The 14,222-nt window shown below is 71.7% G+C and carries 11 protein-coding genes; 2 read left to right on the plus strand and 9 right to left on the minus strand.

Translation table 11 applies throughout. The features are described from left to right. Positions 1-182 precede the first annotated feature (182 nt). The 6 genes from yihA to WMF42_RS37845 all read right to left on the minus strand — a co-directional run bounded on the left by yihA (position 183) and on the right by WMF42_RS37845 (position 6,056). Positions 183-1,004: a ribosome biogenesis GTP-binding protein YihA/YsxC gene (yihA, locus tag WMF42_RS37820; RefSeq protein WP_233562489.1), complete on the minus strand. Its 822-nt coding sequence runs from the start codon at positions 1,002-1,004 to the stop codon at positions 183-185. Then, positions 1,001-1,339, minus strand: a complete 339-nt coding sequence (locus WMF42_RS37825) for a gamma-butyrobetaine hydroxylase-like domain-containing protein (protein WP_063815965.1) — start codon at positions 1,337-1,339, stop codon at positions 1,001-1,003. The genes yihA and WMF42_RS37825 overlap by 4 nt, the downstream gene beginning before the upstream one ends. A 232-nt stretch (positions 1,340-1,571) precedes the next feature. Next, the gene (locus tag WMF42_RS37830; RefSeq protein ID WP_437688028.1) at positions 1,572-2,561 is read right to left on the minus strand and encodes a Gfo/Idh/MocA family protein; all 990 of its coding nucleotides are present in this window, start codon (positions 2,559-2,561) and stop codon (positions 1,572-1,574) included. After that, the gene (locus WMF42_RS37835) at positions 2,558-2,950 is read right to left on the minus strand and encodes a hypothetical protein (RefSeq protein WP_061612241.1); all 393 of its coding nucleotides are present in this window, start codon (positions 2,948-2,950) and stop codon (positions 2,558-2,560) included. Before WMF42_RS37835 ends, WMF42_RS37830 begins: the two co-directional genes overlap by 4 nt. A gap of 56 nt (positions 2,951-3,006) precedes the next feature. Then, positions 3,007-3,960 (minus strand): acetyl-CoA carboxylase carboxyltransferase subunit alpha, encoded by a 954-nt coding sequence (locus WMF42_RS37840; RefSeq protein ID WP_061612240.1) that lies wholly within the window; start codon positions 3,958-3,960, stop codon positions 3,007-3,009. Positions 3,961-4,127: 167 nt separating this feature from the next. Next, complete coding sequence (locus WMF42_RS37845; RefSeq protein ID WP_437688031.1) at positions 4,128-6,056, minus strand: adenylate/guanylate cyclase domain-containing protein; 1,929 nt, start codon at positions 6,054-6,056, stop codon at positions 4,128-4,130. Positions 6,057-6,292: 236 nt separating this feature from the next. On the opposite strand from WMF42_RS37845, the gene glpK reads away from it, so the two are divergent. Next, a complete protein-coding gene (glpK, locus tag WMF42_RS37850; RefSeq protein WP_233562409.1) occupies positions 6,293-7,837 on the plus strand; it encodes a glycerol kinase GlpK in 1,545 nt (514 codons plus the stop codon). 304 nt (positions 7,838-8,141) lie between these two features. Beyond that, on the plus strand, positions 8,142-8,957 hold the full coding sequence (locus tag WMF42_RS37855) for a UPF0158 family protein (RefSeq protein ID WP_437688033.1): 816 nt from the start codon (positions 8,142-8,144) through the stop codon (positions 8,955-8,957). A 100-nt stretch (positions 8,958-9,057) separates the two neighbouring features. Here the strand turns inward: WMF42_RS37855 and WMF42_RS37860 are convergent, their stop codons facing one another. The 3 genes from WMF42_RS37860 to WMF42_RS37870 form a co-directional block, all read right to left on the minus strand. Then, positions 9,058-10,368, minus strand: a complete 1,311-nt coding sequence (locus WMF42_RS37860) for a carbohydrate porin (RefSeq protein ID WP_437688035.1) — start codon at positions 10,366-10,368, stop codon at positions 9,058-9,060. Positions 10,369-11,481: 1,113 nt separating this feature from the next. Next, positions 11,482-12,732 carry a serine hydrolase domain-containing protein gene (locus WMF42_RS37865; protein WP_437688037.1) on the minus strand — a complete coding sequence of 417 codons (1,251 nt, stop codon included), beginning with the start codon at positions 12,730-12,732 and terminating at the stop codon, positions 11,482-11,484. Between the two features lie 745 nt (positions 12,733-13,477). Next, positions 13,478-14,185 (minus strand): hypothetical protein, encoded by a 708-nt coding sequence (locus tag WMF42_RS37870; protein WP_061611835.1) that lies wholly within the window; start codon positions 14,183-14,185, stop codon positions 13,478-13,480. Positions 14,186-14,222: the final 37 nt, after the last annotated feature.

Raw genomic sequence — 14,222 nt, forward strand, 5'->3', positions numbered from 1 at the left:
CGCCGCGCGCGTTCTGCGCTGAAAACGCCGCGCGACAGCGTGACTGTCGGCTCTGTTGACTCCCCCGCGAAGCCGGAGGAGCCGCACGTTAATGGACGGCCGGAGGGCGGGTCAATACCTCCATCGGCGCCGATCCAGGGCGCGACGCGCCGATGCGGCGCGCGTCGCGCACCCGCGCAGCGTCATCCATCCTCGGCCGTTTCGCCGTGGCTCGACGCCGTCGCGTCGCTGCGCGTCTCCGTCGCGTCGCTGCGCGCCTCCGGCACGCCGACGCCGAACAGCGTCGCGCGCCGGATCGCGAGCCACAGATCGCGCCTGCCCTCTCCTGTGATCGACGAGAAGCCGACCGCGCGGCGGAGCGCGCCTTCCGCGGTCCTCGGGGCCGCGGAGGCGAGCTGATCCAGCGCGCGCCGGACCGATGAGCGGGGCACCTTGTCGAGCTTCGTCGCGACGAGGAGCAGCTCCACGGGCCGTCGGGCGACGTCGCGCGACGCCTCGATGAAGCGGATGAGCTCGAGATCGTCCTCCTCGAGGCCCCGGCGCGCGTCGACGAGGAGCAGCACCGCGGCGAGCGTGACGCGGCCGCGCAGGTACCCCTCGATCAGCGACGCCCATGCCGCCTTCTCGGACTTCGAGCGGTGGGTAAAGCCGTACCCCGGCAGATCCACGAGATGGAACACCGCGCCGTCGCGCGCCCGGGCCTCGTAGAAGTTGATCTGCCGCGTCGAGCCGGGGTTCGAGCTCGTCCGGACGAGCCCCTTGCGCTCGACCAGCGTGTTGATGAGGCTCGACTTGCCGACGTTCGAGCGCCCCGCGAACGCCACCTCCCCGCTGGCGGGAGAAGGGAGCGACGAGAGCGTGCCCGCGCCGGCGACGAACGAGGAGTCGACGATCTGGAACGGATCGAGCTGCCGCTCGGCGCGCGCCTTCGGAGCGGCGTGCCCCTTCGGAGCGGCCTGAGCCTTCGGAGCGGCCTGAGCCTTCTGTGCGCGGCGGGAGGTCACTTGGCGTTGGGCGGCTGGAATTGCGGCTTGCACTCGTCGCACTGGCAGAGCGAGCGCAGGTACCGGAAGGTGTAGATGCCCGAGTCGTGCTGGTCTCCCCAGGTGAACTGGAGCGCGTAGTTGCCGACCTGCTCGATCTCGCGGAGGTTCAGGTCGCCGCCGGGCACGAAGTTGATCGTGCCGCCGTGCCCCTGGCAGTTCGCGCACGGGCAGTACCCGCGCAGCAGCTCGTGCGGAAGGACGCCGCGGTGCCCGTCGGCCCAGTGAATTTCCATCACCCGCGCTCCGTGCGGCGCCTTGACCTGCGTGGGTGTGATCTTCGGATCCTGCGGCATATTACCCTTCCAGCCGACGGCAGTACCACGCCGATCCGGCGCTGCAAAGGGCAGCGGGGCGGCGATCCCGCAGCGGCCCCGCGCGCTCGCCTCCGCGTTCCACGTTCCACGTTCCGCGCCGATCCGGAGATCCCTGCGATCCGGCGCCCGGCCGCCGGCCCTCGCCGCGCGCGCCGCGCCGTCCGGGCGCCCCCGGGCGCGCTCCCCTTCCCCGGGGCGCGGCCCCTGCAGGCTACCCCGCGGCGGCCGCCCGCGCCTCGACGGGGGCGAGCGTCGCCTCGACGCGCTCGAGGATCCGCACGACCGCGGCGCCCTCGTCGAGCGGCGTCAGCGGAGGCGTGCGCTCCTCGACGCAGCGGAGGAAGTGCTCGATCTCGACCGAGAGCGGCTCGCGCCACGGCACCTCGAGCTCGTGCCCGGCCGGCGCGAGCGCGTCCCGCCCCGCGCGCTCACCCGCCGCGGCGCCGCGCCCGTCGACGAACAGGATCCGGTCGGGCGCGCGCACGTCGTCGAAGACAGCGACGCGCGCGCTGCCCGCGAGCCGCAGCCGCCGCTCCTTGGTCGGGCTCGACGAGCAGAGCTCGATCTGCGCGACGAGGCCGCTCTCGAGGCGCGCCTCCACCGTGACGCGCTCGCCGCCGGGCGAGAGGTGACCCCGCGCCTCGACGAGCGGGCTCGGATCGAGCGCCGCGAGCACCGAGAGGTCGTGCGGCCCGAGCGTCCACAGCGCCGAGGACGCCCCGCCGCCGCCGGCGCTCGCCGTGGACAGGCGCGCGGCGCTGAAGCTCACGAGCTCGCCGAGGCGCCGCTCGCGCGCGAGCGCGACGAGGTGCACAACGGAGGGGTGGTAGCGGAGCAGGTGGCCGACCATGCCGATCCGGCCGAGCGCCGCCGCGCGGGCGGCGCAGCGGTCGGCCTGGGCCGCGGACAGCGCCAGCGGCTTCTCCACGAACACGTCCGCGCCGGCCTCGATCGCGCGCAGCGCGAGCTCCGCGTGGCTCGCCGCCGGCGTCGCGATGAGCACCGCGTCCACGCGCGCGGCCAGCGCCTCGTCGAGCGTGCGCACGAGCCGCGCCCGCGGCGCGAGCGTGCGCGCCCGCGCCAGGCGGCCGCGGTCGACGTCCGCCACCGCGACAACGCGCGCCCGCGCGCTCTCCGACAGCGCGCGCAGGAGCTTCTCCCCCCACCGCCCGCAGCCCACCAGCGCGACCCGGACGCTCACGGCGCCCCCGCGGACGCGGCCGGCGTGGCGGCGAGCTCGCGCAGGACCGCCTCGCCCTCGGCGTTGCCCGGGTGGATCGAAGGGCCGTTGATGTCGACAAGGAAGTCGTAGCGCAGCGGCGGCTCCCCCTCGATCGTCGCGCGCACGCGGACGTGCTGGAGGCAGGCCGACTCGGTGGACGCGCTCCAGACGGGCGCCTTGTCCGGGTGCCGCGCGTCGATCGCCTCCGGCGCGCTCCGGCCGCCCTCCGGGCGGTACTGCTGCACGACGCCGAGCGCCGCCCTGCGGTCCGAGGCGTTGAACCTCGACTGCACCCGGAGGACCACGCCGGCGGCGACGGCGCTGGTGCCCACGAGCAGCAGCGTCCGCAGCGCCTTGCCGTAGTCCATCCGCGAGCCGTATAGCCCCGGCGCCCGGGGAGAGCCAGCCGGAGCGCCGGGCAGCGCTATCCGACGAACGATCCGAGCCCGCGGAACCTGCGGTACCTGTCGTCGACGAGCTCCTCCGGGCTGAGCGCGTCCATCGACGTGAGCGTCGCCCAGAGCGCCTTGTCGAGCAGCGCCGCCGCCTCGTCGTGATCCTGGTGCGCGCCGCCGGTCGGCTCCTCGACGATCGTGTCGACGACGCCGAGCTGCAGCAGATCCGGCGCGGTGATCTTGAGCCGCTCCGCGGCCTCGTCGGCCCGCGCCCCGTCCTTCCAGAGGATCGCCGCGCAGCCCTCCGGCGAGATGACCGAGTAGCAGCTGAACTCGAGCACCAGCACCCGGTTGGCGACGCCGAGCGCCAGCGCGCCGCCCGAGCCGCCCTCGCCGATGACGGTCGCCACGATCGGCACCCCGACCCGCGCCATCGCGGCGAGCGCAGCGCCGATCGCCTCGCTCTGGCCGCGCTCCTCGGCGCCGATGCCCGGGTAGGCCCCCATCGTGTCGATGAACGTCAGGATCGGGAGCCCGAACCTGTCGGCCATCTCGTAGAGCCGGATCGCCTTCCGGTAGCCCTCGGGGTGCGGCATCCCGAAGTTGCGCTTCACGTTCTCCTTCGCGCCGCGCCCCTTCTGGTGGCCCACCACGACGACGCTCCGCCCGTGATAGGTCGCGAGCCCGCCCACGATCGAGCAGTCGTCGGCGAAGCGCCGATCGCCCTTCAGCTCGACCCAGTCGGTGAAGAGCCGCTTGATGTAATCGAGCGTGTACGGCCGGTTCGCGTGCCGCGAGAGCAGCACCTTCTGCATCGGCGTGAGGCCCGCGAAGATCTCGCGCGCCAGCCGGCCCGTATTGTCCTCGAGCTGCGCGAGCTCCGGCTCGAACCGCGGGTCGGCCGCGGCGAGCGCGCGCAGCTCCCGCACCTTCTCGATGAGCTCAGCGACAGGTCTCTCAAAGGGTAGAATGGAAGCAGCCACGGGCCGGACCCTAACGCCGCAGCGGGCGGACGGCTACGGCGCTGTGCTGCCGCGCCGCATCGCGCTACATCGCGCTGCATCGCCGAGAGGACGCGCCGCATCGCGCTGCATCGCCCAGAGGACGCGGCGGACGCGCGCCCCTCGGCCGAAGCGGCGCGTCATCGCCGTCATTCCTGCGCGGCGTTCGTCGGCTCGGGGTTGAGGAAGGCGTTCGCCGGGACCTGCGCCATCGGCCGGCTCCGGATCACGTTGTAGATCGGGATCGGCCTGTCCTTGCCCTTCACCCGGGCGGGCTGGAGCTCCTCGGTCTCGAACCTGCCCCCGAGCTGCGCATACGTCGCGTCGCTGATGACGATCTGCCCGGCCAGCGCGATGGCGCAGAGCCGCGCCGACGTGTTCGCCACGTCGCCGATCACCGTGTAGCTGAGCGCCTTCGAGCTCCCGATGTACCCGGCGACGAGCGGCCCGGTGTGGATCCCGATGCCGACAGCGAGCGGCGGCTCGCCCTTCTCCAGCCGCTCGCGGTTGAACTCGCCGAGCACCTCGCCCATCTTCAGCGCGCACTCCACGCTGCGGACCGCGTCGTCCCGGTGGGCGACCGGCGCGCCCCAGAGCGCCATGATCCCGTCGCCCATGAACTTGTCGAGCGTGCCCTCGAACTGGAAGATCGTGTCGACCATCCGCTCGAAGTACTCGTTCAGCATCACGACGAGCTCCTCGGGCCGCTTGCTCTCGGCCATGCGCGTGAAGCCGCGGATGTCGCTGTTGAAGACGGTGCACTCCTCGACGTGCTGGCCGCCCTGCTTCACCGCGAGCTGGCCGCTCAGGACGCGCTCGGCGATGTTCGGCGACAGCAGCCGGCGGAGCTGCTCCCGCGTGACGATCTCGTTCTCGATCTTCTTCCCGAGGATGTTGATCTCGATGAACATCGCCGCCTGGTAGGCGATCGCCGTCACGAGCTCGAGGTCCTTGGGCTGGAACTGCGCGAGGGTCTCCGAGTCGAGCCAGAGCACCCCGAGCACCTCGTTGTTGTGCTGCAGCGGCGCCACGAGCGGGGCGACGATCGCCGAGCTGATCCGGTTCAGGATCATGCTCTTGCCCTTCGACGCCGCGAAATCCATCGCCGCGTCGTGGGTCAGCACCGCGGCGCGCTCGTGCACGACGTGGTTCAGGATCGTCGAGGACACGCTGATCGGCGCCGTCGTCCCGTCGCGCCGCTGCATCGCCTGCGGCGTGAGCTCGCCGCTCTCGTTTCGCAGGAAGATCACCCCGCGGTCGGCGCGGATGAACTTGAAGACGCTCGTCAGGATCTTCTCGAGCAGCTTGGTCGTGTCGCGCTCGGCGGCGATCTCGCGGGACAGCTCGTGCGACAGGCGCAGCCGCTCGTAGTCCGCGCGGAGCTGGTTCATGTCGTTCGCGATCCGGTCGAACGCGAGGAACCCCTTGTCGACCGCGGCGATCTGCGTCCCGATCTGCCGGGCCTGATCGTTCACGTCGATGCGCGTGCCCTGCGCGACGTACGATCCGCCGTGCGCCCCCGAGCGCCCCGGCAGCGGCGCCGTCCCGCCCGGACCCGGGAGCGGCGGCGGGGGCGGCGGCGGCGCGTACGCCGGCGGCCGCGTCACCGGCGGCGCCGCCGGCGTGCCCGCGAGCGGCGCCGGCTGCTGTTGCTGCGGGCGCGCGTACTGCGGCGGAGGCGGCGGCGGATAGCCGCCCTCGCGCTGCGGGTGCCCGTACCCGGGCGGCTGCGCAGGCACCCCGCCCTGGTGGTTGCCCCCGGGAGGCCAGCCCTGGACCATCGGCGGGGCGGCGCCCGGATCGTCGAACCGACCGCGCGTGGACCCCAGGGCGATCTCGTCCCCGTGCTTGAGCGGCGCTTCGCCCCGGACACGCTCGCTGTTGATGAACGTCCCGTTCAGGCTCCCGAGATCGCGCAGGACGAAGTGATCGCCCCGCTGCTCGATGATGCAGTGCTCCTTCGAGACGATCTTGTCGAGGAGCTGGATGGAGTTGTTCGGGTGGCGCCCCAGCGAGTTCACGGGCCGCAGCTCGATCGCCTGCTGGCCCTCGGCGGTCTGCAGGATGAGGCGGGCCATCGGTCCTGGGAGATTACCCAGCCCGGCACGGACCGACAATCTTTCCGGCCCGGCTTCCGGGGACGCCCGGGATGAACGCGGGCGAGCCGGGGCGGAGAGGCCGCGCGGACGAGCGCGGGACACCGCCGGAGCAGGCGGCTGGGCCGGCCTGCCTGAACAGCGGACCTCGGGCCGACACTGATCACAAGATCAGTGTTTCGTCCATAGTCCATCTGGACGTAGCGCGTGGAACTGCTATGCGCCCACACCCCGCCGCGTTAGTCGGCCGCATGGATTCCGCGTACCTCCTCGCCATCGATCAGGGCACCACCGGCACGACATCCCTCCTCATGGACACGGCGGGCGCGACGCTGGGCCGCGCGACGCGCGAGTTTCGCCAGCATTTCCCGGAGCCCGGGCTCGTCGAGCACGATCCGGAGGAGATCTGGCAGAGCGTTCAGGACGCGGTGGGCGAGACGCTCAGGGCGGCAGGCGTGGCGGGCAGCGCGATCAAGGCCATCGGCATCACGAACCAGCGCGAGACGACGCTCGTCTGGGAGCGCGCGACGGGCCGCCCGATCCACCGCGCCATCGTGTGGCAGGATCGCCGCACGACGGCGCGCTGCGCCGAGCTCCGCGCCGCGGGCCACGAGCAGGCGGTCGAAGAGACGACCGGCCTCGTGCTCGATCCGTACTTCAGCGGCACGAAGCTCGCCTGGATCCTCGACAACGTGCCGGGCGCGCGCGCGCGCGCCGAGCGCGGCGAGCTGTGCTTCGGGACCGTCGACAGCTTCCTCGTCTGGCGCCTCTCGGGCGACGTCGCGGGCGGCTCGCCGGTGCACGCGACCGACGTCACCAACGCGTCGCGCACCCTGCTCATGAGCCTCGAGTCGCTGCGCTGGGACGACGCGATGCTCGCGATGCTCCAGATCCCGCGCCCGCTCCTGCCGGAGATCGTCGGATCGGCGGGGCGCATCGCGGCGACTCGCGGCTTCCCTCACCTGCCCGACGGCATCCCGATCGCGGGCATCGCGGGCGACCAGCAGGCGGCGCTCTTCGGCCAGGCCTGCTTCGCGACGGGCGACGCCAAGTGCACCTATGGCACCGGGGCGTTCGTGCTGGCCAACATCGGCGATCGCCCGCTCCGGAGCCGCTTCGGCCTGCTCACCTCCGTGGGCTGGAAGATCGGCGCGGAGGTGGTCTTTGCGCTCGAGGGGAGCGCCTTTATCGCGGGCGCCGCGGTGCAGTGGCTCCGTGACGGCCTGGGCCTCATCAAGAGCGCGGCGGAGATCGAGGCGCTCGCCCGCACCGTGCCCTCGAGCGAGGGCGTCACGTTCGTCCCGGCGCTCTCCGGGCTGGGCGCGCCCTACTGGGACCCGGACGCCCGCGGGATCATCTCCGGCGTCACGCGCGGCACGACCGCGGCGCACCTCGCCCGCGCGACGCTCGAGGGAATCGCGCTCTCCGTGACGGATCTCGTCCAGGCCATGGCCGACGACCTGGGCCACCCGCTGCGCCGGATGCGCGTGGACGGCGGCGCCTCCGCGAACGACCTGCTCATGCAGTTCCAGGCGGACGTGGCGAACGTCGCTATCGAGCGCCCCACCGACCTGGAGACGACGGCGCGCGGCGCCGCAATGCTCGCCGGTGTCGGCGCCGGCCTCTTCCGCACGAAGGAGGACTCGGCCCGCATGTCCCGTGTCGGGCAGAGCTTCCAGGTCGCGATGAGCGAAGCGGATCGATCCGCCCACCTCCGCCGCTGGGCCGACGCCGTGGCCCGCGCGCGCTCGCAGCATGCCTGAGCACTCGGCGTTCTTCGACCTTGCACCTTTCTTCGACGATTCCCCCGAATTTCCACGCTGATTTCCGCTTGAACCAGTTCTTCCGAAGCTCTCTCCCGAGCCGTCATCGCGCCGCGGCTCGGCGGCCGAACGGGCTTCCGGATCAAGGAATCAACCCTAGGTTGCGAGAGTTAGGCCCAGAAGCCCCCAACCAGCGTAGAGTGCTATGACGACGGCGCATTTCCGTTCAAACTTGGTGCACTTGAACCGAGGCGCGCGGCCAGCCCACCGCCGCCTCGCTGCTTTCGATGGAGACGAGGAGGACATGCCGACTACCGAGAATGCTTCAGCCGGCGGGACGGCCGTTCGCGACATCCCGATCGACTGGGAGGCGCTGGAGGACGCCTTCGAGAACAACGCCCCAGAGGTGCACTCGTACCTGCACCTCGGCACGGGCGACGTGCTGCGGGTGGTCGACGGCGTGGCCGATCCGCAGATGCACGCGCGCATCGCGGCCGATGCCAACTACCTCCGGATCGATCCCGTGAGCTCGCGCGAGCAGTACCGCTGGATGGAGCGCTACATCCCGATGGTGGAAGACATGGAGCTCCAGGCGAAGCTCAGCCAGGCCATCGACGGCAAGGGCGCGTTCCGTCGCTTCAAGGATGTCTTGATGTCCTACGGTCCGGAGCGGGAGCGCTGGTTCGCCTTCCGGAGCGAGCGGCTGCGGATCTTCATGGAGGCGTGGCTGAGCGCGCACGCGCTGAACCCGGTCCCCCGTCCGCTCTGGGTGCCGGAGGTGCCGGCCCGCCCGGAGGCCGCCCCGGTCGCCCCTGCGGCCGAGGCGCCTGTGCGCGAGCGGGAGCGCGAGCGCGAGCGCGAGCGCGAGCGCGAAGAGGTGCGGGAGCCCCGCCGCGGCGGCAAGAGCGTGGAGAGCCTGCGCAAGAACCTCCGCGACATCGCCGAGGCGCTCGGCCCGCGCGACCTCGACACGCTGACGGCGTTCGCGGAGTTCCTGAAGGCGCGGCGCGCGGCGCGCTCGTTCGCGCACCACTACCACGAGGTGCCGGGGCCGTCCGACGAGGAGGCCGGTCCTGCCTCGCAGGAGATCGCGAGCGAGTCGCGCAGCGATACGGCGTGAGGGCGCGCTCGCCGGCGCCGCGATCGCGGCGCCGGGGCGCTGGCCTGAGGGTGGAACGGAGGGGAACGGAGGGGAGCGGCGGAGTCGGTCGCCGCAGGGTCTAGAAGTACCAGTCGGTGCGCGCGCCGATGTAGTGGCCGACGTTCGACCCGGCGCCCGTCCTCTGGAGGTAGGCGGACAGCGCCTGCTCGCGGGCGGCGTCGTTGTAGAACGCGGCCGTGTAGATGAGCTTGAAGTGCGGACGCGCGCCGGCGCTCAGCTCGCCCGTGGGCACGAGGGTCGGGACGACGGAGACCTTGACCGCGGTCCCGAGATCCGCCACGCCGTCCTTCCGGCCCTGGAACGAGGCCTCGACGACGGGGTGGAAGTTCTTGTGGGCGAAGATCGTGGCGTTCGCCTGGAGCGAGAAGTCCATCTGCTTCTCGTGCGGGCCAGCGGCGGTCGGGGTGACGCCCGCGGGCGCCTCGTACGCCGCCTTCGTGTAGTGGAAGGTGGCGAGGCCTTCCAGGGCGGCGGCGTCGCCGATCCGGAAGCCGACGTGCTCGACGGCCTCGATGCCGAAGGAGCCGGCGAAGGTGCCCTCGTCGTTCGCGGCACCCCACGTCTGGTACGTCTTGGCGCCGCCGGCGGCGCCGTTGGCGATGCCGGTGCCGAAGCGCACGGACGTGTCGCTCCAGTTGCCCTGGCCGAGGCCGAGGTGGAGCTTCGCGCCGATGACGCCGCCGAAGTCGGCCTTGCCGTTGTCGGGCGTCGGGATGCCCGAGCCCTGCTTCGCGGCCTGGAGGACGTGCGCCTCGGCGTGGACCTTGACGTGGTGCTTGGCCTCACCGCCGAACTCGAACTTGTAGTTGCCGGCGAAGATCGTGCGGAACCGCTCGACGTCGATGCCCCCGTCCCCGTTGAGGTCGATGTTGTACGCCGGGGTGGTGGCGCCGAAGCCGCGGTAGCCGAGGATGGCGAGGTTCAGGTTCTCGTACTTGATGCCGCCGCCCTGGCCGCTGAGGTCGTCGAGGTAGAAGTAGTCGCCGATGGGCGCGTACTGCTCGCGGAAGAAGCGCGCGCCGCCCCAGACGCTGAGGCCCGGGGTGAGGAAGTTGCCGGCCTCGATGTAGGCCTGGTTGAACTGGACGGTGATCGTCTGGCCGCCGTTCGAGGCGGGCTGCATGAACGGCCCGCCGTACTGCTTCCAGATGGCGAAGGTCATCTCGGACTTCACGAAGAAGTCGTCCGGCGTCGCGCCCTTCACCACGTGCGCGACGAACGACGGCTCGGAGTAGTCGTCCTCTTCGTAACGACCGCCGATGCCGAACCCGAGAAGGTTCATCGACGCGCCCTGGATGTTCTGCCCGTAGACAGACCACGCCATGCCGAGGCGCGAGTACCAGTGCCACTCGAAGTTCTCGCTACCCACGGCGTGGGCCGAGCGCGGCGCCGCCGTGAGGCAGATGGCCGAGGCGGCAACCAGCCCGAGGGCTCGGACTACGGTGCGCCGACCCGCGATTCGCTTGCTGGGAACCGACGACCTGTCTGTCTTAAGTGATGTCATCGAACGACGCTCCTATCCATTCTTGGGAGTGTACTTGGGGTGGTGGGACGTGGTTTGGCCAGGTGGCCAAGCGCGGCAGAGGAAGCGGCCTGTCAAGACAATCCAAGGTTGGCTCTGTGGGACAGAGCCGCCCGCTGCCACACACGCGGGGCTTGCGGGGGGCACAGTTAACAGGAACGTTCTGTTCATGTCAAAGGTCTCCGAAGCACCTACAGCAGTTTGTTGACTTCTGCGGCGCGTCATCACGAACTGACCGGAATTGCTTGGTTTCGTCAGCACCGGCGGCCCCCCGGAGCGCGCGCCACGGCGCTCTTGACGCATCGCACCAAAACCAGCTCGCGTCAGACGATTCGCGTCGGATGAAGTGCTGCCAGAAGAATTCACGCGCCCGCCGCGCGCATTGCCGGCAGTGAGCCGAGCGCGTGGCGCGACTGGGAGGCTGCGCTGGCGAGCCCCCGCGGAGCGCGATTTCTTGCCGCGGCGAGGCGGCGGCGAGCGCCGGAGTCCGCCTTGTTTCAGGATCTCGAACACGGCTTTTCGTGACGGGGCGAGGCGGGAGGCCGCCGCGGCGGCGCCCTCTCTACCGGGTTGAGCCCCGGGCGACCCCTCGCGCCCGCGGAGCCTCAATGACGATTGCGGGCGCGCCCACAGCGCCGCAGGGGCGGGATGATCCTGCGCGCGCGCGCAGGGCCGAGCGGCAGGAGGCGATCGCGTGAGAAACGTGCTCCCTGGTCCGCAAGATTACGCAACGCGTTAAACACGTGGCGCTCGACGCGGGTTCTGAGCGAGCCAGTGTCGATTGCAGTGCACGTGGGTGGACGCGATCGGGTCCAGGTACGGCGTTACGCGGTCGGCTCGGGGTTGCATCATGTTCTCGCCGCTGCCGGGCGGGGTCGCGCGGAGGACAGGCACGGTCCAGAGCGCGCGAGGCGCAGTGAGGCGGATCGGTGTTCGGGAGAGCCGGGCCGCGCCGGGCCCTCAGTGCTCTTCCGCGACGGCGCCGATCACCCCGTCGAAGAACTCGACGACGCCGATGCTGTCGAGCATGCGGTTCCAACCGATCTCGTCGAAGGGCTCTGGCAGCCCGTGGTTCGTCAGCAGGACGCCGAACAGCTCGCGCGCCGGATCGATCCACAGGAACGTGCCGGTGCCGCCCGCCTTGCCGAACGACCCGGGCGACAGGCGCGCTCCGCCGCTCGAGAAGCGCGGGGTCCAGAGCTCCCAGCCGAGCCCCTTCGGCGCGAGCAGGAGGTTGTTGAGCGGCGAGGTGTCCGTCGCCGCGGCGGTGACCTGGGGAGTCTGGTTCCGCGTCATCCTGTCGACGGAGTGCGGCGTGAGCACCCGGACGGCGCCGTAGCTGCCGAGGCCCAGGATCATCTGGCAGAAGATGGCGACGTCCATGGCCGTCGAGAACACGCCGTCGCAGCCCGTGATCCCGCCGAGCGCGAAGTCCTGCTCGTCCTGCACCTCGCCGCGCACGAGGCGCCCGCGGCGGCTCGAGTGCCCGGTCGCCGCGACGCGCGGCGCGAGCTCCGCCAGCGGGTTGAACATCGTGTCGTGCATGCCGAGCGGGCCCCAGATGTGGGCGCGCGCGAAGGTGCTCAGATCCGCGCCGGCGACGACCTCGACCAGCCGGCCCAGCAGGCGGTAGGAGAGATCGCTGTAGAGGACAGAGGAGCCCGGCGCGTACTCGAGCGGCGTCTCGGCCATGGCGCGCCAGACCGTCTCGACGTCGGGCTCGTCGAGGAGCTGGTTGTCGACGGGCAGGCCGGCCGAGTACCGGAGCATGTCGAGGACGGTGACGTCCGACTTCCCGTTCGCGGCGAAGGACGGCAGGTACGCCGCCGCCTTGTCGGAGAGCAGGAGCTTCCCCTGCTGGTTGAGCACCAGGACCGCCGGCGCCGTGGCCAGCACCTTCGTGAGGGACAGGACGTCGAACATCGTGTCGAGCGTGACCGGCTCGGTCGATCCGACGACCTTGTTGCCGAAGGCCCGGTGACCCACGATGACGCCCCGCCGCGCGATGAGCGCGGTCGCGCCCGGGAAGAGGCCGTCGCTCACGCGGCGCTGCACGCGCGCGAAGACATCCTCGACGCGCTCCGCGCTCATGCCCACCACCTCCGGGAAGCCGGCGGCGAGCACGGTCGACGTCGTCGCGCGCGCGGACGAGCTGCCGAGCACCGCAGGCGCGATCGCGGTCAGCGTCGCGATGCCGCCGAGTCCCCGCAACAGATGCCTGCGATGAAAAGGACGATCCACGGTATCCATGTGAACAACTCCTTGCGAGGTCCTGTCACGATGCCTGTCGCCATGCGCCGCCCCGGAGACGTCTCCTGCGACGCTGGCGAGGTCCGCGCGTCGATGCGTCGATGCGTCGATGCGTCGATGCGTCGATGCGTCGATCGCCACGCGCCGGGGCGGCTCGCGCGGCGTCACCGGCGGCCGTGATCGGCCCGGCGCCCGGCGTCCTCGACGCGCGCGCGACATCGCCGGGAGACCGCGCGCGCGCCGCAGCCCGCCGGCCAGCCGCGACAGCGCCTTACAGCGGCTCACGAGCGGCGCCCGCCCGCGGTCACGTGCTCTATCCCATGGCTCCTGGAACGCGCCCTCCAGCGCCGATCGCCGGGATGTAACCCCGACGAATACCCCTACGGATACGGCGCACTGGACCCCCATCCCGCGCGGCCAGCACGGGAGCGCCCGCGCTCCAAGCTGCCTGAGTGAACACCAGGCAACGCAGCAGTATCGCCCGGGTGTTCTTCGAGTTCAAGAGTCAGAGTTCACCCACGTTATCGGCCTCTGCCGCATCTGCCTGTCGTGGGTTATCGTGGCGGGTCGGCGCTATCGTGCCTTGTAAGTGGCTGGTGACCGGTGACCCGTGAAGGGCGACCCATGGCCGACTCGCCGCGCGCCGCGGCGACGGTCGAGGGGCGCGTCGAGCGCCGCTCGGCGTCGTGTCCGCGCGCTCGCGCGCTCAGCGCGCGGACACGATGCTGAGCGAGACCCGCGCTCGCGCGTTCTGGTAATACGCGTCGAGCGCCTGGGCGAGCCGCTGCCCCACGTACCAGCGCTTCAGCGCCGGGGCGACGTCCTCGTAGCGCTGATCCTTGAACGGCGTGGCGCCGGAGCGCAGGGCGATCTTGAGCTCGAAATCACTGGGCTCGAGCATCGGCGCGACCATGCGGTCCAGGTACAGGCTCGCGCGGGCCTGGCGGCGCAGCATCGCGTCGAGCTCGTCGGAGCTCACGCCCTCGGCGGCCGCCGCGGCGAGGAGGCGCGCGCGGCCGCGGGCGCGCTGCTCCAGGGAGATCCGGGCCGCCTCGGCCCGCTGCGCGACCTCGGCCGACGTCGGCGCGGGGGAGATCGGCAGGCTGGCGAGCAACGTCTCCGCGACGTGCCGGTCGAGCGCGGCGCGGATGTGCCTGTCGCGGTACAGCCCGGGCTCCGCGTCGGGGTCGGCGAGCGCCTCGATGCGCGCCTCGAAGGCGAGCTCCCGCTCGAAGATGAACTGAGGGCGGCGCACGCCGCCTGTCTCGGGCGCATGCCAGCGCACGACGACGCGGTCGAGCGCCACGGGCGCCGAGGGCGGCGCCGGCGGCGCGACCGGAGCCTCCTGGGCGCGGGCGCCGAGGGGCAGCGACGCGAGCGCGAGCAGCGTCGTGAAGATCCCGAGGCGGCGCACGCCAGCAGGCTACCGCAAGCGCGCCGCGCCTCCCAGG

The sequence above is a fragment of the Sorangium sp. So ce176 genome (assembly GCF_051519835.1).
GTDB classification, from domain to species: Bacteria; Myxococcota_A; Polyangia; order Polyangiales; family Polyangiaceae; genus Sorangium; species Sorangium cellulosum_G.